We start from the raw sequence: 24,987 nt of genomic DNA, 5'->3' as shown, positions 1-24,987 counted from the left end.
GTCTATCGCTATCTAGGTCTATCTCTGTCTAGCCGGCTAGGGGAGCCAGCTGATGTTGTCCCGAAGCAGCGAGTAACCCACGAAGGCGATGAAGTCCAGCAGGGTGTGCGCGATGACCAGCGGCCACAACCGGTTGGTGCGCTGCCACACGCGGCCGAAGACCAATCCCATGATCATGTTGCCGATGAACCCGCCGAAACCCTGGTACAGGTGGTACGAACCGCGGAGTATCGCGGCGAACAGTAGCGCCGTGTTCTCTCGCCAACCAAGCTGGCGCAGCCGGGTGAGCAGGTAGCCGACCACCAGTGCCTGTTCCGCCCAGGCATTACCGGCCGCCGAGACGCTCAACGTTATCGGTCGCCACCATGATTCATCCAAAGTGGAGGGTTGGACGGCGAGGTTGAATCCGGTTTGCCAGGCGATCAGGTAGAACGCGAGGCCGGGAATCCCAATCAAGGCGGCGAATCCGACACCCGCGGCGGCATCCCTGCCGATCCTGATGCGACCGAGACCGATTTTCGCCAGCCCGATTCCGGAGCGCCAGAGCAGGTAGACCGCGAGTGCGCCCCAGGCGAACAGGCGCAGCGCGGAGAGCAGTTGACTGAACAGATCCAGGATGCTGAGTGTCGCGCCCGGCCTGTTGATCGCCACGCTTTGCTCGTTGAGCGCCTCGGTGCGCAGTAGCGAGTCCACAAGTGACACGACACTGCTCAGTCCGGACAGTCCGAGCGTGATGGTGAAAACGATCACTAGCTCCAAGTAGATCGCGCGGCGCTCGCGCGGATCTTCAAGGGTGGCTGGTTCGACTGGCCGCTCGGGAGCGAGCCAGGCGCGCAGGCGGGAGGTCACGGCCGAACGCTACCGGTGCCGGATCGGGCGGCGCCGGATTGTCGGACAGTTTCCGTGCACTCGTCCGGATGGACCATTCGCGGAACGTGAGCGGTCGTTGCCCCGCGGTGTTTCACTGAGGCGCAACTCACCGGCTGAGCATTTGTTATGTATATGAGACCCGAGCACCGGGAGCAATGTTTTCGATGTCGAGAACCCTCGTAACTCTGCGTTTATCCGAGCGATTGGGTGCCGCTGGTTGTCCACCTCAGCAAGCTATCGGCGATTATCGCCGTTCCGCCCACTTGTGTCTGTTTGACCGTTCACGAAAGACTGCCCGACGACATTCTGTAGGGATCTGCGTAAGGGAGGCGCTGTCCAGTGGCAACTAAGCCAGACGACAAGCCACGCGCCGGGGCAGAACCACGCGGGGGCGCGATCGCGCCCCGGGTGTTCTACCCGGCGGGGATAATTGTCCTGGCGTTCGTGGTGTTCGCGGTGTCCATGCCGGCGACGGCCGAGGAGATCATTCTTTCGATCCAGGACCGTGTGGTCGGCTACTTCGGCTGGTACTACACCCTGATCGTGACCAGCTTCGTGGTGTTCTCACTATGGCTGGGGATCGGACATTTCGGGGATATCAAGCTCGGCCCGGACGATGAGGAACCCGAGTTCAGTCGGGGTTCCTGGTTCGCGATGCTGTTCGCCGCCGGTATGGGAATCGGCCTGGTGTTCTACGGTGTCGCCGAGCCGCTCGGTCATTTCGCTGACCCGAAGCCCGGGGCCGGACAAGGCACGCCGGAGGAGAACGCCCAAGAGTCGTTGGTGCAGACGATCCTGCACTGGGGGCTGCACCCGTGGGCGATTTACGTGGTCGTTGGCCTTGCGGTCGCCTACATGGTGCACCGGAAGAAGCGGTCTATCTCGATCCGGTGGACGCTGCAACCGCTGCTTGGCAACCGGGTCAAGGGTTGGCTCGGCGATCTGATTGATATTGCGGCGATCGTCGGCACCCTGTTCGGTGTCGCCACCTCGCTCGGTCTCGGCGTGCTGCAGATTACCGCCGGTCTGACCTTCCTGGACATCATCCAGGAACCGAGCAACCTGGTCTACATCATCCTGATCGGCGTGATCACCTGTTTCGCCATCTTCTCGGTGGTCACCGGGGTGAAGAAGGGCATCAAGTGGCTGTCGAACATCAACATCAGCATGGCTGGCGCGTTGATGATCTTCGTACTGATCACCGGCCCGACGCTGTTCATCTTCCGGGAGTCGGTGCAGACCTTCGGGCTCTACCTGCAGAACATCCTGCAGCTGAGCTTCGACACCACTGCGATGCAAGGTGATGACGGCGTCGCGTGGCAGGGTGCGAACGCCACGTATTACTGGGGTTGGTGGATCTCCTGGGCGCCCTTCGTCGGTGTGTTCATCGCCCGGATTTCCCGTGGTCGGACCATTCGCGAGTTCGTCGCCGGTGTGCTCGGCGTGCCGACCGTGGTTGGCCTGCTCTGGTTCACCGTGTTCGGCGGCAGCGCGCTGGCCCGCGAGCTGTTCGGCGAAGGCGGGCTGATCTCTTCGGACGGCTCCGTGGATCCGGAAGGCTCGCTGTTCGGACTACTCGGCGATCTACCGGCGGGCACGTTTGTCGTCGGCGGCACTATCATCCTGATCGGGCTGTTCTTCGTCACCTCTTCGGACTCCGGTTCGCTGGTGATCGACATGCTGGCCTCGGGTGGTAACACCGAACCGCCGACGTGGAGCCGAGTGTTCTGGTCGGTCATGGAGGGCGCGGTGGCGATCGCACTGCTGCTCGCCGGCGGTCTCGTCGCGCTGCAAACCATGGCGATCGTGATCGCGCTGCCATTCAGTGTCGTGATCGTGTTCATGTGCGTGTCGATCTACAAGGAGCTCAGCCGAGAACGCAAGACGATGCTCCGCATCCAGCGGCGCATGCAACGGCAGGAGCTCACCGAGCACGTCACGGAGAGCCTGATCGACGAGGGGCTCGTCGAGCCGAATGCCGACGATGCCCCAGCGAACGGCGGTTCCGGCAGCGGGCGGCACAGCTCGAGCTAGTGGACCGTAGTTAGCGGCAGAACGGCGGCGCTTCCTGCGCCGCCGTTCTGCGTTTCAGACTATTTGGGTTCCTGGATCATTCGGAATTCATGGACTATTTGGCGTGTGCCAGGAACGGGCAGCCGAGCAGCTGGCGCAGCTCGGCTGCCAGCTCCTCCTGGGTGTGCACGGTGCGGGAGAACGCGAGCCGCACGTCGTGATCGTCGCCGAGCATCTCCACGCGTAGCCGGAGCCCGAACCGGTCGAGGCCCAGCGGGCGGATATGCCCACCGCGCAGCCGTTCCGGCAGGTGCTTGGCCAGCAGGCCGACCACATCGGGGTGGGACAGCTCGAGGTGCCGCAACCAGCCGTTCTCGTAGCTGTGGAACGGGTCTGGCACGGCTTCGGCGAAGGTGGCCGGGCGCATCGACTGGGTGCCTTCGGCGTCAGCGAGCACCAGTGAGGCTGGGCTGAGCCGCAGCAACGTGGAGCCGTAGCCGATGTCCAGCAGCCGAGGATCAGGGCGGTCCTTGGCGAGTTCGACGGCCCGCTGCCTTGCCGCGGTTGGTTCGAGCGGCCGCAACCAGCCGGTGATCCACAGCAGCCCGCGAACCGGCTCGCGCAGCGGCACCGGGGCGGGATCGGCAAGCTCCAGCATCACGGTCAGCTCGTCGCGTGGCGCCAGCCAGGCGCTCTCCACAAGCGGATGCTTGTCGTCGAGCAGCAGGCTGGTCGTGCCATCGGCGTGTACGTGATGCAACAACGGAAGGACCCGGTTGCCTTCGGTCCCATACCCGACCCATGGCAGCAGGGTGGCCTTGCCGCCCCTGGCGGCAATCGTGCGGGCCCGTTCGGCCGGTGTGGGCGCCGGCGGGCGCCGTCCAGCGCATACCTCGGGTTCGCTCACCACTCACCTCCTACTTAGGTAAGCCTAACCTCCTGTGTACGCGAGCGGAAGACCTCCGGCGGGGGACCTTGGTGTCACGGCAACTACTCGCTCACGCTGAGCGTGCCATGTAGGGCAGTGGGTAACCAGTGGCAGGTCGAAGTTCGTGAGCGGATTTCCTTGGCCGGTCACGGCCGGTGCGACGACTTGCCGTACGTCCGTTTATCGGACATCTTTGTTCAATCACAGGTAAACTATTAGCGTGTCAGCCGTGTCAAGCGCTGCCGAACTACATCCCCCAGGGCCCCGTGGTGTTCCACCCCTGCTAGCGCGCCTCGTCGACGATGCCGCACTGTTCCCCCCGACCAACGCGTCGATGTCGGACGCGATCGAAGCGCACCTACAGGCTCGCGCCAGCGAGCGTGCCGGTGTCTACAGCTTGTTCCTCTGCCCTGCTTCCCGGTTACCGGAGTTGATCACCGAGCTGATCAAGGCGAAGCCGGTGAAGCCGATCGCGCTGTCCCTGGTGATCGATACCGGACTCGGTGGCGTGCCGAAGGCGATCTCGATCGTGGAATCCCGGACCGAGCTGCTCGCGTTGCGCATGGTCGAGATGCCGGCGCCCTCCGATGTGGACGAGGTGTGGCTGGAACGGGTCTCCGAGTTCGTGCCGGAGGACGTGATCCGCGTGGTGGAACCGCGACGCGGGGGCGCCGAATGGCTGGACGGGGTGCGCCGCGTCGTCGAGCACGGGAGCTGGCCGAAGATCCGGTGTGGTGGTGCGAACACGGAGAACTTCCCGAGCGTGGACGAGATCGCGGACTTCCTTTCCGTGGTCAGCGGGAGCAATGGTGCCTCGTTCAAGGCGACGTCCGGTTTGCACCGCGCGGTGCGGCACGTCGATCCGGACAGCGGGTTCACCCACCACGGATTCGTGAACCTCCTGGTCGCCGCCGCGCGCACATTGGCGGGGCAGGATGTCCGGGAGGCGCTGGCGAGCACGGATGCCGCCGCGCTGGCCAAGGAAGCGGGAGCGCTTACCGACGCGGCCGCGCGTGCGGTGCGTGGCCTGTGTGCCTCATTCGGTTCCGGCTCACTGGCCAGCCCGCTCACGGATCTTGAGGAGTTGGGCTTGCTGTGACCCTGGTGGCCCGGCGTGCCGACGGGTAGGTCGGCCGCGACCGGGGAGAGCTCGCTGACCCTGCAGCGCGGTTTGGCGCTGCTGCAGGCCGTTGCGGACGCCGAGACCGATTCGGTGGGGATCAGCGAGCTGGCCACGGCGGTCGGGGTGAGCCGGGCGGCCGTGTACCGGCTGCTGGTGCCGTTGGTGGAGCGCGGGCTGTTGTGGCGGGACGGTACCCGGGTGCGACTCGGGGCCGGCCTGCTCGTGCTCGCCGGCAGAGTGCTGCCGCAACTGCGGGTCGCGGTGTTGCCGATCTTGCGGGAGCTCGCCGAGTCGGTGGGCGCGACGGCTTTTCTGAGCCTCGCCGAGGGCGCGGAGTCGCAGGTGGTCGCGGTTGTTGAGCCATCGTGGACCGTGCTGCACGTCGGGTATCGGGTGGGCAGCCGGCAGCCGATCGATCGTGGCGCGACCGGGCGGGCGCTCCAGCTCGCCGAGGACGGTCCACCGTGGGTGGCGGCCCGCGGTGAGCTGGAGGTGGGCACCGCCGAGCTGGCCGCGCCGGTGCGTGGCGTGCCAGGGGTGCGTGCCTGTGTCGGCATGCTCAGCTTCGCCGAGCTGCACGCGGAAAGTGTGGGGCCGCAGTTGGTACGTGCGGCTACTTCGGTCGCCGCCACCCTGCGCTGAAGGCGGGACTTAGGTCCCATCGGGGTCGGGACGGCGGTACCTACCGGAGCACCCCGGCGGCCACGCAAGATCGATTACGTGGACGTGCTCGATCTCGCGCGGTGGCAGTTCGGCATCACCACCGTCTACCACTTTCTGATGGTCCCGCTGACCATCGGCCTCGGCGTGCTCGTCGCCGGAATGCAGACGGCGTGGGTGCGAACCGGGAAGCTGAAGTATCTCCGGATGACCAAGTTCTGGGGAAAGTTGATGCTGGTCAACTTTGCCATGGGCGTGGTGACCGGGATTGTTCAGGAATTCCAGTTCGGCATGTCCTGGAGCGCGTATTCGCGGTTCGTCGGGGACGTGTTCGGTGCGCCACTGGCAATGGAAGGGCTGGTCGCGTTTTTCGTGGAATCCACTTTCCTCGGATTGTGGATCTTCGGCTGGGATCGATTGTCCAAACGGGTGCATCTGGCGTGCATCTGGGCATTCTCGCTGGCCACGATCGCCTCGGCGTACTTCATTCTGGCCGCTAACTCGTGGATGCAACATCCGGTCGGCGCGGAAATCGTGGATGGTCAGCCCCGGCTGACGTCGATCTGGGCGGTGTTCGGCAACAGCACGGTGCTGGCGGCTTTCCCGCATGCGATCGCGGGCGCGTTCGCGGTCGGCGGCGCATTCCTGGTGGGCATCGCGGCCTGGCATCTATGGCGTAAGCACCGGGACAACACCGGCGATCCGGCGGACCGTGAGGTGTGGCGGGGTTCGCTGCGGCTCGGTGGCTGGGTTGGTTTGGTCGCTTTCCTTGGGGTGGCGATCAGCGGCGATTTCCAGGGCAAGCTGATGTTCGAGCAGCAGCCGATGAAGATGGCCGCGGCCGAGGCGTTGTGTCACACCGAGCAACCGGCCTCGTTCTCGGTGTTCGCCTACGGCGACGTGTCGCAGCCGGACTGTGAGAGCGTCAAATCGCTCACCGTGCCCGCGCTGCTTTCTTTCTTGGCGCACAACGACTTCACCACCGAGGTGAAGGGTATCGAGGATCTGCGGGAGGAGTACGGCGAGAAGTACGGCACGCATTACCCGGACGATCCGAGGTTGGGCGAGCTTGCCGGGCAGCCAGTGGACTATGTGCCGAACTTGCCGGTGACGTACTGGGGATTCCGCTTGATGATCGGGTTCGGTGCGCTCGCGGCCGGTGCCGCCGCCTTCGTGCTGTGGGTCACGAGGAAGGGGCGCGTGCCGCGCACGAAGTGGTTCCCCCGGCTCGCGCTGGCCGGCATCGCCACCCCGTTCCTGGCGAACAGCTTCGGTTGGATCTTCACCGAGATGGGGCGTCAACCGTTCGTGGTGGTGCCCAACCCGAATCCGTCCGGTGTGGATGGAGTGTGGATGTACACCGCGCAAGGCGTCTCGGGTCTGACTGTCGGCGAGGTACTGACCTCGTTGATCGTGCTGACCGCGCTGTATGGCGGACTTGCGGTGGTGGAGTTCTTCCTGTTGCGCAGATACGCCCGAGCTGGAGTGGAAGGCGTTATGCCGCCGGAGAAACCCAAGGATCCCGATGAGCCGAGCGACAAGCTCACGTTCGCCTACTGAGTTGGAGGCAGCACGATGACCAACCTCAGCGTGGTGGCACCGCAAACCTCGTTCTCGCGCAACACCACATCCCCCACCCTCTCCGGGGGGCGACCCCACGCCCAGTCTAGTTGTTGTGGGGCTCGCGGGGGAGTTGTGCACAGGAATTGTGGACAACTAGGGAATCTGTGGATAAGTGGTCGCGCTTTCCGCGCTGTCCACCAGGATGTCGGGGGTCGGTGCTAATGGACCTCGCGACCATCTGGTTCTGCATTATCGCCTTCCTGTGGCTCGGCTACCTTTTCCTGGAAGGCTTCGACTTTGGTGTAGGCATGCTGCTGCACCGGTTGGGCCGCACGGACACCGAACGCCGGGTGCTGGTGAACACGATCGGCCCAGTGTGGGACGGCAACGAGGTGTGGCTGATCGTCGCCGCGGGAGCCACTTTCGCCGCATTCCCAGGGTGGTACGCCTCACTGTTCTCCTCGGCGTACCTGCCACTGTTGCTCATCCTGGCCGGGCTGATCGGTCGAGGCGTCGCCTTCGAGTACCGCGGCAAAGTGGACTCGGATCGCTGGCGACGCAACTGGGACCGCGTCATCCTCGCCGGCTCGGTCATCCCCGCACTCGGCATCGGCCTACTGCTCTCCTGGAACGTGCTCGGACTACCGCTGGACGCCGCCGGTGACCGGGTCGGCTCCGCCTTCGCCGCGTTCGGCTGGGAAACCCTGATCGGCGCGCTCGCCGTCGCCGGTTTCTCCATTGTGCACGGTGGCATCTTCATCACCCTGAAAACCGCCGGCGAACTACACGCCCGCGCACGTCAGCTAACCCTGCGCATTGCCCCGATCGCGCTCACCCCACTCGTCGCGCTACTGCTGCTCGTACAGCTACGGGTCGGCTCCGCCTGGTCCTGGATACCGCTCGGCCTCGTACTGCTCGCCGCCGCGCTCGGCTACCTCCGGCTGCTCGCCGACCGCGAAGGCCAAGCCTTCGCCGCAATGGGCGTCGCCATCGCCGCCACCGTCGTCGCACTGTTCGGCGCGCTCTACCCGAACGTCCTGCCGTCCACGGTGGACCCGAACTTCTCGCTGTCCATCGCCGACACCGCATCCGGCGACTACACGCTGACCGTGATGACCTGGGTAGCCGCCTTCGGCGCACCCGCGGTGCTGGTCTACCAGGGCTGGACCTACTGGGTATTCCGGAAACGCATCAGCACCAGCCACATCCCGCCGGTGCACGTGCCATGAGGCGCACCCAGAACTCCCCGGGGCGGTACCTTCCCGCCGAACCCCGCCCCGGGCGGGGGCCGCTCGGCGCGCTGCCGCACCTTTCCCGCGCGGCGCGCCGAGCACTGGTCCTGCTCGGAGTGCTCACCACGCTGCACACCCTTGCCCTCGTCGTCCAAGCCGTCGCACTCTGCTCGCTGCTCGCCGAAGTAGTGACCACCGGCAGCGCCGACTACGCCAGCAGGCTCGGCATCGCCGCCGGTGCGGTACTCGCCCGCGGCCTGCTCGGCTGGGCCGTCGACGTCGCAGCCGCCCGCGCAGCCGCCGGCGCGAAAGAAGAACTCCGCGGCCAGGTGCTGGACGCCGCACACCAACTCGGTCCGGAATGGATCGCCGCCCGCGGACCAGCCGAACTCGGCACGCTGTGCACCCGAGGACTCGACGCGCTCGACGCCTACTTCACCAAATATCTACCCGCACTCGTCACCTGTGTGATCGTGCCGCCAGCCATCGGCGCCGTGCTGCTGTTCACCGACCCGCTCTCCGCCGGAATCGTCGCGCTCACCCTGCCCCTGCTGCCGCTGTTCGCGATCCTCGTCGGCAAATACACCGCCGACCGGGTAGGCAACGCCGCCGACGACACCGAGCGACTGTCCGCGCACCTGCACGAACTCATTCGTGGCCTCCCGGTACTCGCCGCCTTCCGGCGCGCGGCCGCGCAACGCAAGCTCGTCAGGGAAGCAGCCGAACGGTACCGCCGCACCACCATGGCCAACCTACGCGTCGCGTTCAGCTCCGCCTTCGTGCTCGAACTCGCCGCCACACTGTCCGTGGCACTGGTCGCCGTCGGAATCGGACTGCGACTGGTCACCGGCGACCTCACCCTCGCCATCGGCCTCACCGCGCTCGTCCTCGCCCCCGAGTGCTACCTGCCGCTGCGCACCGCCGGCGCCGCACACCACGCCAGCGAAGACGGCGTCGAAGCCGTCCGCAGGGTCACCGAAATCCTGCAAGCCCGCGGCGCGGCAAACCCAACCAGCGTCGGCCCACCACCGACCACCGACCTACCGCATGGCCGGAAAACCCTCCGCGTCCAGCAACTCACCGTGGACCGCGCGGACGGTCCCGCCCCAGCAGGCGAAAGCTTCGAACTGAGCAAGGGCGAGATCCACCTGCTCGACACGCCAAGCGGCAGCGGAAAATCCACCACCATCGCCGCACTACTCGGCTTCGTCCAGCCAAGCTCAGGCAACATCACCGTGAACAATATCGATAAATCGACTATAGATTTGTCGACATGGCGGCAAGGAATTGGCTGGGTGCCGCAACGCCCAGCGTTCGCCGGCGGTACCGCGCGCGCAGAGCTGGAACTCGCGCTCGCCGACCGCAAACCCGGTGATCCGCGGTTGTTGACCGACGTCGCGACCGAACTCGGTATCGCAGGGCTGCTGGACCGCCCGGTGAGCGAGCTCTCCGCCGGCGAACGGCAGCGGCTGGCCGTCGCCCGTGCCCTGCTGCGCTGCCGCACCGGTGCCTGGCTACTGCTGCTCGACGAGCCGACCGCGCATCTGGATGCGGCGCACGCGGAGCTGGTGCAGGACGCTATCCAGCGCGCCGCGGCAGCCGGCGCGGCGGTAGTCCTGGCCACGCACCGCGCTCCGGAAGCCACACCCGAGCAGCCGCCAGCGCCCGCGCCAGACTGGGGCAGCGCCACGCCAGCGGGCACTCCGCATCGCGGGACGTCCGGCCGCTGGTTGCGCGGGTTGTTCGATCGCCGGCTCGCCGGTGGCATCGGTGCCGGTGCGGCCGCGCTGATCTGTGGCATCGCGCTCACCGCGACCTCGGCATGGTTGATCGCGAAAGCCTCCGAGCAGCCGCCGATCCTGACGCTGTCCGTCGCGGTCGTCGGGGTACGCACCTTCGGTCTTGCCCGCGCCGCGCTGCGCTACCTCGAACGGCTGGCCGTGCACGATGCCGCGTTCCGGATCGCCGGTCGGCTACGCGAGCGACTATGGGACGCGCTCGTGCGGCTCGGCCCCGCCCGCACCACCCAGCTGCGTGGCGGCGAAGGGCTGCGCCGGCTCACCGCCGACGTGGACACGGTGCGCGACCTGGTGCCCCGCGTGCTTGCCCCACCGTTCCTGGTCGGCGCGGTCTGCCTCACCGCCGTCGCGGTGCAGGCAATCGTGCTACCCGGCGCCGGGCTCGGGCTGGCGGTCGCCTTACTGGTGGCCGGCCTCGGCGCTCCCGCGCTGGCGGTATGGGCGCAACGGCAAGCAACCAGCGCCATGGACCGCGGCCGGATCCGGGTTGCCGCCGGCACCTTCGTCTCGCTGGACGCGGCAGCCGAACTGCTCGCCTGCGGCGCCGACCGGCAGCAGCGCGCCAGGTTGGCCGCCGAGGACGCCGAACTCGCCAGGCAGGCGCGCCGGCAGGCCTTCGCCGCGGGCACCGGCACACTCCTGATCACCCTGGCCACCGGCGCAGCCGCGGTATACGGCGCGGCCCAGGCGGCCGTGGCCGTCGCTGCTGGCGCGCTGCTGCCGGTGCTCGCGCCACTACCCGTACTCGTCCCGCTGGCGCTGGCCGAAACGCTCGCCCTGCTGCCGCCGGCCGCCCAGCAGTACCAGCAGTTGCGCGCGGTCCGCGCCCGCGTCGCTGAACTCACCGAAACCCCGCCGCCGCCAGCGCCAGCCACCAGCAGCGCAGACATCCGGCTGGACCAGGTGGACGTGCGCTGGCCGGGCGCGAGCGCCCCCGCGTTGCGCGAGGTCACCCTGCATATCCCCCGCGGTACGCACGTGGCCATCGTCGGACCATCCGGCGCAGGCAAATCCACCCTGCTCGCCCTGCTACTCGGCTTCCTCACCCCGGACAACGGTCGCACCATACTGCCCGGCCACTTTGCCTGGTGCCCGCAGGACGCCCAGCTGATGTCCACAACCATCCGGGAAAACCTCAAGCTCGCCGACCCACACGCCAGCGAAACCGACCTCGCCGAAGTACTGGAGCTGGCCGGGCTCGCCGGCTGGTCCCCAGATCGCCAGGTCGGCACCGGCGGCGCAACGCTGTCCGGCGGCGAAGCCAGCCGGCTCGCCCTCGCCCGCACACTACTTGCCGGTAAAACCGCCGACGCGCTGGTCCTCGACGAACCGACCGCGCATCTGGACCGGCCAACCGCCCGCGCGGTACTGGACCGGCTGCGCACCGAGTTCGCTGGCAAGACCGTGCTGCACGTAACGCATCGCGCCGAGGAAGCAGCCGAAGCCGAGATGCTCATCGAGGTCAACCGCGGCCGGGTGCAGGTCGTCCTTGCCCCGGACGGCATACCCGCGTATGCCTGAAAGCACAATGGACACCACACTCGCCACACGCGCGCTGAGCGCGTCCACCGCGATCGCCAATGCCGCGCTCACCGTGGATGACCCTGGCGAAGTACTCGAACTGATCGTGCGCAAAGCAGCCGAACTTGCCGAAGCGGACCTTGGCCTGGTGATGGCGAGCGGCGCGGACGGCCAGCTCACCGTCGAAGCCGCGCACGGCACCGCCGGAGCGGGCGCCCCGGAATACGCGGCGAGCAATCCGGTCGGGCTCACCCTGTCCGCGCGCTCCTCCGCGGCTCGGGTGGCCCGCCGTGGCGTGCCGCTGGTCGTGCAGGACTTCACCTCCGATCCGCGCACCGCTCCCTATGTGCCCAAGGAACTTCGTGGCTACGGGCCGTTCGCCGCCGCGCCGTTCGGCACCAAGGATCGTCGGCTCGGCGCGCTCACCGTGTACCGCAGGCGCGGCGCGGCCGGATTCGAACCGGCAAGCGTGGAAGTACTCACCGCCTTCGCCACCCAGGCAGCGCTGGTGCAGGTGCTCGCCGAAGGCGCCACCGCGCGCCGCCGGATCGCGGTCTACGAGGAACGCGAACGCCTCGCCCGCGATCTGCACGACGTGCTGGTGCAGCGGCTCTACGCGGTCGGCGTGCAGCTCGATCTGCTCGGCCGAAAACTCGGCGGCAAGCTCGGCCGGCAGGATTCCGCCCGGCTCGCCGACGCCGTTGACCAGCTGGACGGCACCATCGCCGAAGTCCGCGATACGGTGCGCGCGCTGCGCGACCCCGACCCCGGCGGCCAACCGTCCACAAGCGACCTCGCAGCCTCCGCGCATGCCGAGGTGGACGTCGCCGGCGAACTGCTCGGCTACGCGCCATCCCTCAAGCTCTCCGGCGGCTTGGCGAACGTGCCAGCGGAGTCCGCCGACCATGCCCGTGCCGCGCTCCGCGAATCACTGTCCAATGTGGTCAGACACTCCGGTGCGGCACACACCACGGTGCGGATAGGTAGCGCGGATGGCTGGTTGTCGCTCGAGGTGACCGACGACGGCTGCGGTATCCCCGGCGGTGTCACTCGGCGCGGGTTGGCCCACCTCGAAGAGCGGGCCACCGCCGCCGGCGGGTACTGCGAGGTGCACACCTCGGCCCGCCGGGGCACCCGCGTGCTCTTCCGTATCCCGGTAGCATGACGTGACGTGATCGACTCACCTTGTTAGACGGCGTATCGCGAACCTGGGGGCGGCGGTGGATGAACTAACGCGGGACATGCTCACGCAGGTGACCGGCATCATGCTTACTGAGCTGTACACGAAAAGCAAAGACGGCCTGGTCAAAGTGTTCCGGGCGAAGCGCGGCGAGCCCTCCGTGGACCAGGAGGCGCTTGCCGAGCAGGTGCGTGAGCTGGCCGAACAGGACCCCGAATGGGCCGCCGAACTCGGCAAGGTGCTCGCCGCGCGCAGCGCGATCAGCCGTCATCCGCGCGCTCTCCCCGCGCCCAACCCATTGCGGGACCGCATGGCCGCACTCGCCCAGACCCCGGACGGCGACGTCACGATCATCAGCGGCCGTTCCGGCAGCGGACGAGGGGCGTTTACGCGTCACTACGCCGAGGTGCACCGGGAGCGATTCCACCGAGCGGTGCTCGAGATCAACCTCGACGAGCACCGCATCGGCGGGGAGGAGGTGAACTGGCCCGGCGTATACCGGGAACAGCTCGGCGAGCTCGGGATAGCCGATACCGATATCGCCGAGAAGTCAGCCGAACTGAAACTGCAATTCCGTAAGGCCCTGCTCGCCGGCAACGTGCTGATCATCCTGCGTGGCGCGCGCGGAATGGAGGAAATCGTCCCGTTCGAACCGGCGCATCCGGCTAACCAACTGCTCGTCTGCACCGACCAGCTGACCGGCGAGCTACGGCTGCACTATACGTGCGTGGTGCTGGCGGAGATGGACGCCGAGGGCGCCTGGTTGCTGCTCGCGGATCACTGCCGCGATCGCGCGATGCTGGAGCGGGAACCGGCAGCCGTGGCCCAGCTGCTCGATCTGGCCGGCTATCTGCCGGAGCCGATCCAGTACCTCGGCCTGGAGCTGCGGCTCGGCACGACCGGCAGCGAACCAGTGGCCCGGCTGGTGAACCGGCTACGCGAGCGTGGCCTGGCGCATCTCGACGCGGTACTCGGCGCGGCGATCGACCAGTCGCTGGAAAAGATCGATCCTCGGCTACGGCAGGCAATCACGCTGCTCGCCGGCTGCTGTGCACGCGGCTTCGATCACCAGCTCGCCGGCATTGTGCTCAACCAGGACGAGGCAGACACCAGCCGAACCCTGCGCCAGCTGCGGGATCTACATCTGGTCAACAGGACTGGCGCCACATGGTTCCGCGTGGACGAACCGGTACGCGGGCAGCTGCTCGCGACGCTCGATGAGCCGGGCCAAGCGCAATGTACCGATGCTTATCGCCGAGTGATCGGGCATCTGCGGGACCGCGCGGTCACCGCCGACGTCCATGGCAAACCGGATCGGCTGCGGCTCTATCCGGAACGGTTCCAGCCGGTAGCAGAATCCGCTGTGGACTCGATTCGCTGGGTGCTACTCGACGCCGTGCACAAGGCGGCGGAACTGGGTATGCACCTGGAAGTATGCCAGCTGGGCGGCGCGCTGGAGATCAGCGTACTCAACGATGCGCAGTATGGTTGGTATCAGGCGCTGAACGAAGTAGTGCTCGAATCGGCGCGACAGTTGCTTGCCGGCGAACCCGCTGATCAGCATCGCGCGATGCTCGCCAGGGCTTACGCGATGCAGGCCAGGATGTTCTTCCTGCGCGCGGAACTAGCCTCGGCGAAAACCAATCTCGAGCTGGCTTGGCAGGAATTCGGCCAGTTGCCCGAAGACAACTTCCGCCGGTTGCGCGCATCCATGCACGAATTCCACGGGCGCTACGAAGAGATCCGCGCCAAACTGGACAGTCCAGACTCGCCGGATCTCAGGGAAGCCGTGGCACAGCTCAACGAGGCAGTGCGCATCGACCGGGCCGACCAGGACGGTGCCGCCCTGGTGATTCACCTGCGGATGCTCGCCAATATCCTTGTCGAGCAACGAGGGTCGCCCATGGAACTGCTCGACGAGGCGCAGCGGCTACCGCAGGCGGCGGGCCGCAACCTCGCCAGGATCCACATGGTGCGCACCAAGGTCCACGACGCGAACGGCCAACCCGACTGGGGACAGTACGAACTGAACCGCGCCCGCGACATCCTCGCCCGGGAAGGCAACACCCAGTACGAATGGGAAATCGCCGAGCTGTCCGCCGGGCTGGCCAGTGCCGCCGGCCAGTTTACCGAGGCGCGCCGCATCTGGGGCGGACTCGCCGAAGCGGCGATCCGTGCCGGACTGCCAAGGCTGAACCGCTACCTCGCCGAACTCAAAGCGCTGGCCGAACACTGACCGGAATCCGGCGCTCCGCAAGCCGAAGCTCATCTCTTGGTGGGACAGCACCGCGCTCGGCCAATCGCACGTAGCCGAGCGAGGCAAGCACCAACGGGTCGAAGCCGGAACCCGCCGCGCTCAGCACCAGCTCCGTACCGTCCCGTGCGTACACCACACAATCCCGATCGGAGCGGCGCTGCGCGACCAGCCTCGCGTGCGGCCACTCGCGCAGCGCGCGGTGCGCCCGATCCGGCCACGCCGCATCGACAGGTAGATACAGCACGCTGGCTGCCTCCAGCGCCGCCAGCCCGGCCCGGTCCATCGCCGCGGTCAGATGCCGGTAATCCACCGGTGGTCTGGTGGAACTCCGGGTGTTGGCGGGAAAGCGAGTAATGGCAACACCTTCGGGACCCGGTACGCCGCCAACCAGATAGCTCACCGGCTCGGCCGGGCTGGCGGCCACCGGTGACACCGGTTCGAACTCCGCCGGAGTGTCCGGTTCGGACAGGCCAACGAGGCGGTAAAGCAACGCGCGAAGTAATGGGGCCGACTCGCCGGCATACGCGGCCGCCTGCTTGACGATGGGCCAGTAAGCCCGTGCCGGATGGTTATGCACCACCGCGCCGAGCTGCCCAGCAAGCGGATCGGCGCCGCGTAGCCACGGAGCGCACGCCGCCAGCTCCGCCATTGGCGAACCGGCGACCGTGTTCGCGTTCTCCGCGCCGAGTAACAGCGGGATATCCAGTGCCGCCGCGTACAGCGCGAGCGAGCCACCATCCACAATGGCACAGTGCGCTGCCAACAGGATCGCCTGCCACTCGTCCGGACCAGCCAGGAGGAGCCCTGCCGCGCTGGCGCCGGCGAACCAGGACCGCAGCTGCCAACCGCCGTGCGCGGCGGCGATACCCGGATGCAGAATCGCCGCCACAGCGTACTCATCGGCAGGTAGTTCGGCGAGCAGCCGCTCCGGCAGTTCCGGCCAACTACCCAGTAGTGAATCCGGTCCCCAGGTTGTCGCCAGTACCACCAGCTTGCGCTCGCCGGTACCGAGCCGATCGCGGAACACCCCGGTATGCCGGCGCGAAGCGAGTAGCCGGTCAAGTGCCGGGTCGCCGATCACCGTGCCCGCGGCGGTAGCTTGCGGACAGCTGGCGCGCAGCTGGTTCAGCTGATCGTGGTGGGAAAGCGCGATCGCGGCCGGCAGCACGTTGCCCTCGTGGAGTAGCCGCGCCGGGTCCATGCCCGCGATCACCGAGGTGTCCGGGTAGTACTTCTGGAAACCGATCCCGTGCGGCAGCAGCAGAATCGGTCCGTCCAATTCGGCCAGTTGATCGTTCTCGCTGGCCGCGATGATCAGATCGAACCGGTGCGCGCGGGCCTGCGCCCAGCTGATCACCGGGGCATCCAGCGCCGCAAGATACTCCGCGACACCGGTGCCCAACCGCGCCGGATGGTCCTGGTCATAGCTGAACAACACCTGCAGGCGCGGATCGTCGTGCAGCAGCGCCAGGATGTCCAGGCAGCGGGTCAGCGTGGTGACGGTGCGGGCGAGCACAAGCACGCGGCGGGTGAAATCAACCGTGCGCCACGGGCGTAGCCGCTCATCGAGCAGCACGTTCCGCCAAAAACGTTGGGGGGGGGGGTATACGTTCCCCCGCCGAGCGCCCTATGTCCCGCACCCCACAACTTTATGCCCCATGCGCACAAGCGGCCGCCCCACAACCGCAAGATCCCTAAAGATTGCGGTCTCCGTGCACGCTGCGCGGTATCAAGCGTTGTGTCGGCGTTCGTGCGCGCGCCGCGCCAGCCATGCGGCCGCCTGCGTGCGCCGTTGCATCCCCAGTTTGGCGAGCACCGAGGTCACGTAGTTCTTGACGGTCTTCTCCGCGAGAAACAGCCGCTCGGCGATCTCCCGGTTGGAGTGCCCTTCGCCGATCAGCTCGAGCACCGCGCGCTCGCGTTCGCTCAGCTGGGCGAGCGCATCCTGGTTATCAGCGTTGCGCAGCCGGTCGAGCACCCGTGTCGTCGTGGCCGGATCGAGCAACGATCTGCCGGCGGCGACCTCCCGTACCGCGGTCACCAGGTCCTGCCCGCGTACCTGCTTCAGCAGATACCCCGCCGCACCCGCCATGATCGCCCCGACCACGGCCTCCTCGTCATCGAACGCGGTAAGTACCAGGCAGGCCGGCGCTGGCGAACCGGCACGCAGTTCGCGGCACAGCGCGACACCGTCCCCATCCGGCAGCCGGACATCCACCACCGCCACATCCACCGGGTTCGCGTTCGCCTGGGCAAGCGCCTCACCCACCCCGGCGGCCTCGGCGACCACGCGGATATCCCGCTCGGTGTCCAGCACGTCCCGCAGGCCGCGCCGCACCAGCTCATGGTCGTCGACGAGGAGCACACGGATCGGCACAACCTCACGGTACTGCGCCGCCGCTCGCGCGCGAGTGTCCTACGGATGGGGGATGCTCTGGATCACAACACAGGCTACTGTCCGGTATCTACTAACGGGTAGCCAAAAAAGGACAGCCAGCGGAGGGCGAGATGCGGGCTTTACGAGCGGTCGCACTACTGGTCTTGGCAGCACTGCTTGGATTGGGCACCGTCCCCGCGCAAGCCACCGAATCGGCGGCGCGGCCGGGCGAAACCCCCGGCGCGGCGCCCGCCGAATTCGCCGAGCAGGCGGCCGCACAGGGCGTCGACATCAGCTACGAGCGCATCCCAGGGCATGACGGGATCAGCCTGAGCGGGGTCACGGTCACGCCGAAAACCCCTGGCCCGCATCCGCTACTCGTGATGCCGGGCAGCTGGGGCATGCCGAGCGTGGAATACGTCGGCGCCGCGCTGCGGCTCGCTGGTTCCGGTGACTACGCGGTGATCAGCTACGCCGCCAGGGGGTTCTGGACCTCCGGCGGCGGGATCGAGGTGGCTGGTCCTTCGGATGTGTCCGATGCGCGCAAGGTGATCGACTGGGGTCTGGCGAACCTGCCGGCTGATCCGGCGCGCGTCGGCATGGCCGGTGTCTCCTACGGCGCGGGCCTCAGCCTGCTCACCGCCGCCGAGGACAATCGGGTACGCGCCGTGTCCGCACTGAGTGGTTGGGCCGACCTCACCGAATCGCTCTACCGGAACGAAACGCTGACCACGCAGTCCATTGAAGCCCTGCTCGCGTTGGGCAAGATCACTGGGCGGCCGAGCCCGATGCTGCGCAAACTCGAGGCGGATTACCGCGCGGGCGATATCGAGGAGGCGCTGAAAGCCGCCCCGGAGCGTTCCGCGTCCACCAAGGTCGCCGAGCTGAACGCGAACCGGCCCGCGGTCATGCTGGCCAACGCCTGGCAGGACGGCATCTTCGCGCCCAACCAGTACGCCGACTTCTACGAACGGCTCGAGGTACCCAAGCGGCTGATGTTCAGCCCTGGTGACCATGCCACCCTGGAGCTGACTGGCTTGTTCGGGCTGCCCAACGAGATCTGGGCGGATACCACCAGGTGGTTCGATCGCTACCTGCGCGACGAGCAGAACGGGATTGACAAGGAAGAACCCGTACGGCTCAAGGCGGTCAACGAGCAAGGCTGGCAGAGCTACCCAGATTGGGAGGGCTACCCGGACTGGGCCGCCGCGCAGCAGCCGGAAAAGCGCTATTACCTCGGCGAGCAGGAACTCGGAGAGCAGCCCGCGAGCGGCTGGCAGCGCACCATCCAGGCGGGCAAGGACACCATCGCGAACAGCGGTGTCATGATCCTCAGCGGGGCACTACAGGGTTACCTGAAGCTGCCCGTGGGCGTCGCTACCCCGCTGATTGACCGCTCCCGCGCGGCCGTATGGTCGGGGCAAGCGTTTGCGCAAGACACCATGGTGACCGGTAGCCCACGGTTGCGTGCGGCCGTCACACCGAGCGCGCCGAACACCACCCTGGTCGCCTACCTCTACGACACCGGGCCGCACGGGAAGGGCTCGCTGATCACGCACGCGCCGATGACCCTGCGGGATGCGACGCCCGGCCAGCCGCGGGAGATCGACCTGGAGCTGAACTCGATTGCCTGGAAAGTGCCGGCTGGACACCAACTCACGCTGGTGGTGGACACCATGGACGCGCGCTACGGCAGCGAAAGCGAGCAGGGCAGCACGGTGATCTTCGAATCGCCGAACAGCGCGCCGGCGAGCTTGCGGGTGGCGCAGTCGTAGTGCTGTCTAGAGCTTGCGCAACCGCGCCCTGTTGAAGAGAAGGCGTTGGTGCGGGGTGCGGTCGCCGGGGTACACCTGACCGCGTTCTTTAGGGATCTTGCGGTGGCTGAGCGTGACACATGCTCGCTCGGCGCGGTTTTCCAGGATTGCGCCGGCCGGCGAGGGCCCACAAGCTCTAGAGCTTGCGCAGCCGCACCCTGCTGATGCCGTGGTCGGCGTCCTTGCGCAGTACGAGCGTCGCCCTCGGCCTGGTCGGCAGGATGTTCTGCACCAGGTTCGGGTGGTTGATCTCCCACCACAGGCGGGCGGCCTCGGCCCTTGCCCGCGAATCCGGCAGGCTCGCGTAGTGGTGGAAGTGTGACTCCGGGTTGGTGAACGCGGTATCGCGCAGGGCGAGGAATCGCTCGACGTACCAGCGCTCGATGTCCTCGGCGTGCGCGTCCACATAGATGGAGAAGTCGAAGAAGTCCGCGACCGCCAGCCCTGGTCCGGGTTGTAGGACGTTCAGGCCTTCCACGATGAGAATGTCCGGCCGCCGGACGACCTGTTCCGCATCCGGCACGATGTCATAGCTCAGATGCGAGTACACCGGTGCGCGGGCGCTGCGCGCTCCTGATTTCACCTCGGTGACGAACCGGAGCAGCGACCTGCGGTCGTAGCTTTCCGGGAAACCCTTGCGATGCAGCAGGTTGCGGCGGATGAGCTCGGCTTTTGGCAGCAGGAAGCCGTCGGTGGTCACCAGGTCGACATTCGGGTGATCGGGCCACCGTTCCAGCAGCGTGCGCAACAGACGCGCGGTGGTGGACTTGCCGACGGCGACCGAGCCGGCGACGCCGATCACGAACGGCATCTTGCGGCTGGTTTCCTCGCCGAGAAAGGTGTTCGTCGCCGAATGCAGCCGCTGACGCGCGGCCACCTGCAAGTTGATCATTCGGGATAGCGGTAGGTAGACGTCCGCGACCTCGTCCAGGTCGACCGGATCGCCGAGCCCGCGCAGCCGGCGCAACTCGCTCGCGGTCAGGGTCAGCGGCGTCGATTCGCGCAGGTCACGCCATTGAGCGCGGTGCAGCTCGACGTACGGCGTGTGATCACGAACGCGCGGCATAGTTGGCTACCACCATGGGAACCGGGATTCGCACCCAGCCACCGTAGGTGGTCGATCGCCGTTGTCGCAGTGACGAACCGCACGGTGCGACATAGTGCGCATTCCGCGGGGAGAGGCTCGGCGAGCCGTTGGGCTACGCCGAACCGCACTCTTTGGAGATCAAGCGATAACTGTGCGTGACCGCGTTCTTTAAGGTTAGCGATGTGAGCCTGTCACTCGGTAGAAAAGTTGAGTCGATCGGGAACAAGTTTGTAGTACTAGCCGTTGGCACTCATAACGGCCGAGTGCTAATCGGCAAAGTTCGCAGCAAGGAGGCAACAAATGGCTCTGGCAGTTCGTTCCCCGCGGGACCCGTTCCGCGCCCTGGTTCGTCAGCTGGACGGCGACTTCGACGGCATCGTGCGTCGCGCGTTCGGTACCCACGCTGGTTCGTTCGTGCCAGCGGCCGAGATTCGCCGCGATGGCGCGGATGTACTGGTTTCCCTGGATGTTCCGGGTGTGGACGTAGCCAACGACGTTTCCGTCGAGGTGTCCGAAGGGCGCCTGGTGATCACCGGCGAGCGGGCGAGCGCGTCGACCGAGTCGCAAGAAGGTGACGCCAAGGTGCTGGTCCGCGAGACGGTGGCCGGCAAGTTCCGCCGGGAGTTCACCCTTCCGGACCATGTCAGCCCGGATGACGTGGCGGCCGACTACGACCGCGGTGTGTTGCGGGTGCGGGTGCGCAACGTGACCAAGCCGACCGTGGAACCGCGCAAGATCGAGGTCCGCCGCGCTGGCGACCTCGAGTCCGGCAAGAACTGAGTTATCGCTGGTCGGGAGCGGCCTGGAAGACCTCGTTCCAGGCCGCCGCGACCTGTTTGGCGCAGGTTTCCGGCGCTACCCCGCCGACCCCGGTACCAAGGCCGGGCAGTGCGATGGTGTGCACCAGATCGCGCAGCTTGGTCCCGTCCTCGGCCTCACCGTGTTGCCACAGTCGCAGCGCGGCACGCGCGGCCAGATAGGGGTGCACGGTGTCTTCCGGCAACCGCTCGCCTGGCTCTCGCATGGTTGGCGCGCTGATCAGCCAGGCCGGCTCCGGCTCGCCGGTCGGCACCACCAACGCCTCGCCGACCGGCAGTTCGCCGCCGTGATAGGCGAGCACCGCGCTGCGCACGTTCTGCTCAACATCGGGGAATGCCTTGGCGTACACGGCGTCGATGCCCCCGCGCATCCAGCCGTAGGAATTGGCCGGGCTTACTAGTGCCTGTGCAGACACATCGAGCACCGACCCCCGGTGCACCCGTAACGGTCCGGAAGTCGCCTCGAGCACCGACTGCCAGGCCCGTTCGAGCGGCTCATCGACGGCGCACAATACGAGTTCGGGTACGGCCCGTGCGGCCGTCGCCGTATCCCCCCGCTTTGTCCAATGCGTCTCTGAATCCGCGGTCACAGCCCAACTATGACAAACAACGGCAGCAGGCGTAACCACGTCGTGTACCGGACGTACGAGTGAATCTCGTCGCATCCCAGGTATTCGCGGGTGGTGCGGCTGCCAAGTTCGCCAATGGCGAAGCGCGTTCTCGGTAGGCTATGGGCGTGTTCCGCACCGCATACTTTGGTCCGCAAGGCACGTTTACCGAGCAGGCGACCCGAATTCTTGTTGACACCGATGACGCCGCCGAACTAGTGCCAATGGACACCGTGCCGCAGGCCCTGGACGCGGTCCGCGCTGGTGCGGTGCAACGTGCTTGCGTACCAGTGGAGAACTCGGTGGAGGGCGCCGTACCCGCCACGCTGGACGGATTGGCCGATGGCCAGCCGCTGGTGGCGCTCGCCGAGGCCGTGCTGCCCGTGCGGTTCAGTGTGCTGACCCGCCCTGGTTGCACCAAACCCCGCACGGTCGCGAGCCACCCACATGCACTCGCCCAGGTGCGGGAGTGGTTGGCAACCGAACTGCCGGAGGCGGAGTTGATCGCCGCCTCGTCCACCGCGGCGGCCGCGGTGGCGGTGCGCGACGGGCAGTACGACGCCGCGGTGACCGCACCGGTAGCCGCCGAGCATTACCCGTTGTCTCTCTTCGCCGAGAACGTCGCCGACGTCGCCGATGCGCGCACCAGGTTCCTGCTGGTGAGCCAGCCGGGTGAGCTACCGGCGCCGACCGGCGCGGACCGCACCTCGCTCGCCGCGGTGGCCGCGGACCGGGTCGGCTCGCTCGCCGAACTGCTCAACGAGTTGATGTTGCGCGGTATCAACCTGACCAGGATCGAATCGCGCCCGACCAAGGGCAGGCTCGGCGAGTACCGGTTCTTTCTGGATATCGCCGGGCATATCGCGGAGCAGCGGGTTGGTGACGCGTTCGCGGCGCTGCGCCGGCGGTGCGCCGACGTGCGGTTCCTCGGCTCCTATCCGCGCGCGGACAGGTTGCCCGCCGATGTGCCGGAGACCGCCAGCGACGCCGATTTCGACGCGGCGGCCGAATGGCTGGCCGCCGTTCGGCGGGGCGAACTAGCCTGACCGCGCCTTACCGCAGGTGTGCGGTTGGCCAGCCTTCCAGGCGGTAGGCGCTGTCCCAGAACATCCATTCGTACTCGCTTGCCTTGGTGAAGGCGGCGAGCATGGCATCCCTTGTCGCCAGGTCGGCGTGCTCGGCGGCCCGGTCCACCGCCTGCTGGCAGCGGGTCACCGAGGCGGCGAACTCATCGTCCGCGTAGGTGTTGATCCACTCCTGGAACGGGTTCTCCGCGCTGGTCTGCCTGCGCAGAATATCGGTGCCCACATGGTGGTAAACCCAGAAACAGGGCAGCAGCGCCGCGATCAGCTCGCCGTAACTCGCCGATTGGGCACAGCTGAGCAGGTACGAGGTGTACCCAAGGCAGGTCGGCGAGGTCTCGATCTGATCCACCTCGTCCTGGGAAAGACCGAACTGGCGGAAATAGCTCTCGTGTAGCTGCCGCTCGACCAGCACCGCCTCCTGCGCCGCGCCGGAGAAGAAGGCCAGCTCCTCGGGTTGGTCGGCGCGGGCGGCCGCGACAGCCAACGCCCTGCCAAAGCCGAGCAGGTAGCGCGAGTCCTGCGCCAGGTAGAACTGGAACCGCTGCCTGGACAGCGATCCATCCGCGAGTTCCAGGTTGAACGGCAGCTCAAGTACCGCCTGCTGAATCCGTTCCGTATGCCGCCACGCCTGCGCGCAGAAACCGCTCACCGCACCTCCATCCGCCTACCCCGACCAAGACCGGTTCTATCAGCTGCCACGCAACCTTGACCAATGCTCAGGCGTCTACTGGGTGGCGATTGGGAGGTGCGAGATGCGTACCTGGCGAGCACGCGTTGGACGAACCAGCGCACTGACCGCGAGCGTGCTTTTCGTGATCGTGGCCGTTGCATGTGGACAGGACGGCGAGACGAACCCAGCCGCGGACCGGACCGCGCCAGTCTCGGCCAGCTCGGCACCGACGACCACGGCCAGTGATGCTCCGAGCAGCAGCGCGCCGCCGAGCACCAGCGAGCAGACGCCGACCAACCAGCGGGCCGCCGGTGCGGACTGCACCGCGGATATGCTCGATGCCCAGGTCGTGGCGGGAGATGCCGGGGCGGGCACGGTGCATCGCTGGTTGAAGTTCACCAATCAGGGTGAAGTTTCCTGTGCCTTCCAGGGGTTCCCTGGGGTGTCCTATGTAACCGGTGGTGACGGGCGGCAGGTCGGCGAACCAGCCAAGCGCGTAGGCACCAAGGGTGGCCCGGTAGAGCTGGCGCCCGGGGCGAGCGCTCGGGTTGACGTTGGCTTCGTGAACGTGCACAACTTTGACCCTGCGCAGTGCGAACCCACCGATGTGCGCGGGCTGCGGATATACCCGCCGCAGGAAACCAATGCGATGTTCGTGCCGCTGGCCACGACGGGTTGCGCGGGCGCGGTGCCGGATCCCCAGCTGACCGTGCAATCGGCGATACCCGCCTAGCTTTCCCATTGGCCAAATTTTTTCCATTGTAGTAAGCGACGGCAAGTAACCCACTGACTTCTGTTGCCGTTTCGTCTTAACATCCGAGGGCGACCGCTCGTCGAATCATCGGCGGGCCGACGAAACTCATGGAGGTCGCCTTGTCTCGGAAGATCTTTGCCGGCACCCTCGGTGCGCTCGCATTGGCCGTGGCAACACTGGGGATCGCGGCCCCGGCCGCCAGCGCGGCCCCGGCCAAACTCAGCCACTCGGAAGCTACCGCGAAGCTCGAGGATGCCGGAATCAAGTGGCAGTCCAGCGGTAACTGTAGTGACCGGGACCAGCCGAACTGCACCTCGTTCGAACAGGTCAATGAGGCCACTATCGACGGGATCATCGATTTCAAGGGTTCCAGCGACTGCGCGCTGACGCTGACCGGCGGCACGGAGACCGGGCACGCGGACGGGACGCACTCGCACTGGAACGGGTACAAAGTGGACTTCAGCCCGACGAGCTGCACCGCGGACTACATCCGTGGCAACTTCAGCGAAGTCGACTCGCCGGCCTGGGGCTCGGAGCAGTGGAAGGACGACAGTGGCAATCTCTACACGCTGGAGGGCAACCACTGGGACGTGACCTACTACTGATCCGCGGTTGACTAGCTGGACCG

20 protein-coding genes are annotated in these 24,987 nt (G+C 67.0%); 13 read left to right on the top strand and 7 right to left on the bottom strand.

The genetic code is table 11. The features are described from left to right. Positions 1-36: 36 nt before the first annotated feature. Positions 37-849 (bottom strand): CPBP family intramembrane glutamic endopeptidase, encoded by an 813-nt coding sequence (locus tag EV191_RS05445; RefSeq protein ID WP_132875660.1) that lies wholly within the window; start codon positions 847-849, stop codon positions 37-39. A 360-nt stretch (positions 850-1,209) separates the two neighbouring features. Between EV191_RS05445 and EV191_RS05440 the strand changes: the two genes are divergently transcribed. Then, positions 1,210-2,904 (top strand): BCCT family transporter, encoded by a 1,695-nt coding sequence (locus tag EV191_RS05440; protein WP_243658755.1) that lies wholly within the window; start codon positions 1,210-1,212, stop codon positions 2,902-2,904. A gap of 94 nt (positions 2,905-2,998) precedes the next feature. Here the strand turns inward: EV191_RS05440 and EV191_RS05435 are convergent, their stop codons facing one another. Beyond that, a complete protein-coding gene (locus EV191_RS05435) occupies positions 2,999-3,790 on the bottom strand; it encodes a DUF2470 domain-containing protein (RefSeq protein WP_132875659.1) in 792 nt (263 codons plus the stop codon). 250 nt (positions 3,791-4,040) lie between these two features. Here EV191_RS05435 and EV191_RS05430 point away from each other — a divergent pair, with 250 nt between their 5' ends. The 7 genes from EV191_RS05430 (at position 4,041) to EV191_RS05400 (ending at position 15,125) form a co-directional block, all read left to right on the top strand. Continuing rightward, on the top strand, positions 4,041-4,910 hold the full coding sequence (locus EV191_RS05430; protein ID WP_279388412.1) for a hypothetical protein: 870 nt from the start codon (positions 4,041-4,043) through the stop codon (positions 4,908-4,910). A 15-nt stretch (positions 4,911-4,925) separates the two neighbouring features. Continuing rightward, entirely contained in the window at positions 4,926-5,576 is a 651-nt protein-coding gene (locus tag EV191_RS05425; protein WP_132875658.1) for an IclR family transcriptional regulator, read from the top strand. 78 nt (positions 5,577-5,654) lie between these two features. Beyond that, positions 5,655-7,154: a cytochrome ubiquinol oxidase subunit I gene (locus EV191_RS05420; protein ID WP_132875657.1), complete on the top strand. Its 1,500-nt coding sequence runs from the start codon at positions 5,655-5,657 to the stop codon at positions 7,152-7,154. 224 nt (positions 7,155-7,378) lie between these two features. Further along, on the top strand, positions 7,379-8,386 hold the full coding sequence (gene cydB / locus EV191_RS05415) for a cytochrome d ubiquinol oxidase subunit II (protein ID WP_132875656.1): 1,008 nt from the start codon (positions 7,379-7,381) through the stop codon (positions 8,384-8,386). Further along, the gene (gene cydD / locus EV191_RS05410; RefSeq protein ID WP_132875655.1) at positions 8,383-11,709 is read left to right on the top strand and encodes a thiol reductant ABC exporter subunit CydD; all 3,327 of its coding nucleotides are present in this window, start codon (positions 8,383-8,385) and stop codon (positions 11,707-11,709) included. The genes cydB and cydD overlap by 4 nt, the downstream gene beginning before the upstream one ends. 7 nt (positions 11,710-11,716) lie before the next feature. Then, positions 11,717-12,874, top strand: a complete 1,158-nt coding sequence (locus tag EV191_RS05405; RefSeq protein WP_132876161.1) for a GAF domain-containing sensor histidine kinase — start codon at positions 11,717-11,719, stop codon at positions 12,872-12,874. Positions 12,875-12,929: 55 nt separating this feature from the next. After that, positions 12,930-15,125 carry a hypothetical protein gene (locus tag EV191_RS05400; protein ID WP_132875654.1) on the top strand — a complete coding sequence of 732 codons (2,196 nt, stop codon included), beginning with the start codon at positions 12,930-12,932 and terminating at the stop codon, positions 15,123-15,125. Here EV191_RS05400 and EV191_RS05395 read toward each other — a convergent pair. Continuing rightward, positions 15,103-16,722, bottom strand: a complete 1,620-nt coding sequence (locus EV191_RS05395) for a hypothetical protein (RefSeq protein WP_132875653.1) — start codon at positions 16,720-16,722, stop codon at positions 15,103-15,105. The genes EV191_RS05400 and EV191_RS05395 overlap by 23 nt on opposite strands. 153 nt (positions 16,723-16,875) lie before the next feature. Further along, positions 16,876-17,523: a response regulator gene (locus tag EV191_RS05390; RefSeq protein WP_132875652.1), complete on the bottom strand. Its 648-nt coding sequence runs from the start codon at positions 17,521-17,523 to the stop codon at positions 16,876-16,878. A gap of 131 nt (positions 17,524-17,654) precedes the next feature. Between EV191_RS05390 and EV191_RS05385 the strand changes: the two genes are divergently transcribed. After that, complete coding sequence (locus tag EV191_RS05385; protein ID WP_132875651.1) at positions 17,655-19,298, top strand: CocE/NonD family hydrolase; 1,644 nt, start codon at positions 17,655-17,657, stop codon at positions 19,296-19,298. Between the two features lie 175 nt (positions 19,299-19,473). Here EV191_RS05385 and coaA read toward each other — a convergent pair whose 3' ends face one another. Then, positions 19,474-20,403, bottom strand: coding sequence for a type I pantothenate kinase (coaA, locus tag EV191_RS05380; protein ID WP_132875650.1), 930 nt, complete (start codon positions 20,401-20,403; stop codon positions 19,474-19,476). Between the two features lie 321 nt (positions 20,404-20,724). Between coaA and EV191_RS05375 the strand changes: the two genes are divergently transcribed. After that, positions 20,725-21,204 (top strand): Hsp20/alpha crystallin family protein, encoded by a 480-nt coding sequence (locus tag EV191_RS05375; RefSeq protein WP_132875649.1) that lies wholly within the window; start codon positions 20,725-20,727, stop codon positions 21,202-21,204. Between the two features lies 1 nt (position 21,205). On the opposite strand, the gene EV191_RS05370 is transcribed toward EV191_RS05375, so the two are convergent. After that, on the bottom strand, positions 21,206-21,832 hold the full coding sequence (locus EV191_RS05370) for a macro domain-containing protein (protein WP_243658754.1): 627 nt from the start codon (positions 21,830-21,832) through the stop codon (positions 21,206-21,208). A 146-nt stretch (positions 21,833-21,978) separates the two neighbouring features. Between EV191_RS05370 and pheA the strand changes: the two genes are divergently transcribed. Further along, complete coding sequence (pheA, locus tag EV191_RS05365) at positions 21,979-22,896, top strand: prephenate dehydratase (protein ID WP_132875647.1); 918 nt, start codon at positions 21,979-21,981, stop codon at positions 22,894-22,896. 7 nt (positions 22,897-22,903) lie between these two features. On the opposite strand, the gene tenA is transcribed toward pheA, so the two are convergent. Continuing rightward, complete coding sequence (gene tenA, locus EV191_RS05360; protein WP_132875646.1) at positions 22,904-23,584, bottom strand: thiaminase II; 681 nt, start codon at positions 23,582-23,584, stop codon at positions 22,904-22,906. A 103-nt stretch (positions 23,585-23,687) separates the two neighbouring features. On the opposite strand from tenA, the gene EV191_RS05355 reads away from it, so the two are divergent. Then, positions 23,688-24,338, top strand: a complete 651-nt coding sequence (locus EV191_RS05355; protein ID WP_132875645.1) for a DUF4232 domain-containing protein — start codon at positions 23,688-23,690, stop codon at positions 24,336-24,338. 140 nt (positions 24,339-24,478) lie between these two features. Continuing rightward, positions 24,479-24,964 (top strand): hypothetical protein, encoded by a 486-nt coding sequence (locus tag EV191_RS05350; RefSeq protein WP_132875644.1) that lies wholly within the window; start codon positions 24,479-24,481, stop codon positions 24,962-24,964. Positions 24,965-24,987 lie beyond the last annotated feature (23 nt).

The sequence above is a fragment of the Tamaricihabitans halophyticus genome, assembly GCF_004340875.1.
GTDB lineage: Bacteria > Actinomycetota > Actinomycetes > Mycobacteriales > Pseudonocardiaceae > Tamaricihabitans > Tamaricihabitans halophyticus.
This window is presented reverse-complemented; position numbering and strand designations above follow the sequence as displayed.

What these genes read in the sequence shown, in the direction of transcription:
- cydB (WP_132875656.1), top strand. Translation starts at nt 7,379, where the DNA reads ATGGACCTCGCGACCATCTGGTTCTGCATTATCGCCTTCCTGTGGCTC.
- cydD (WP_132875655.1), top strand. Translation starts at nt 8,383, where the DNA reads ATGAGGCGCACCCAGAACTCCCCGGGGCGGTACCTTCCCGCCGAACCC.
- EV191_RS05405 (WP_132876161.1), top strand. Translation starts at nt 11,717, where the DNA reads ATGGACACCACACTCGCCACACGCGCGCTGAGCGCGTCCACCGCGATC.
- EV191_RS05385 (WP_132875651.1), top strand. Translation starts at nt 17,655, where the DNA reads ATGCGGGCTTTACGAGCGGTCGCACTACTGGTCTTGGCAGCACTGCTT.
- coaA (WP_132875650.1), bottom strand. Translation starts at nt 20,403, where the DNA reads ATGCCGCGCGTTCGTGATCACACGCCGTACGTCGAGCTGCACCGCGCT.
- EV191_RS05375 (WP_132875649.1), top strand. Translation starts at nt 20,725, where the DNA reads ATGGCTCTGGCAGTTCGTTCCCCGCGGGACCCGTTCCGCGCCCTGGTT.
- EV191_RS05355 (WP_132875645.1), top strand. Translation starts at nt 23,688, where the DNA reads ATGCGTACCTGGCGAGCACGCGTTGGACGAACCAGCGCACTGACCGCG.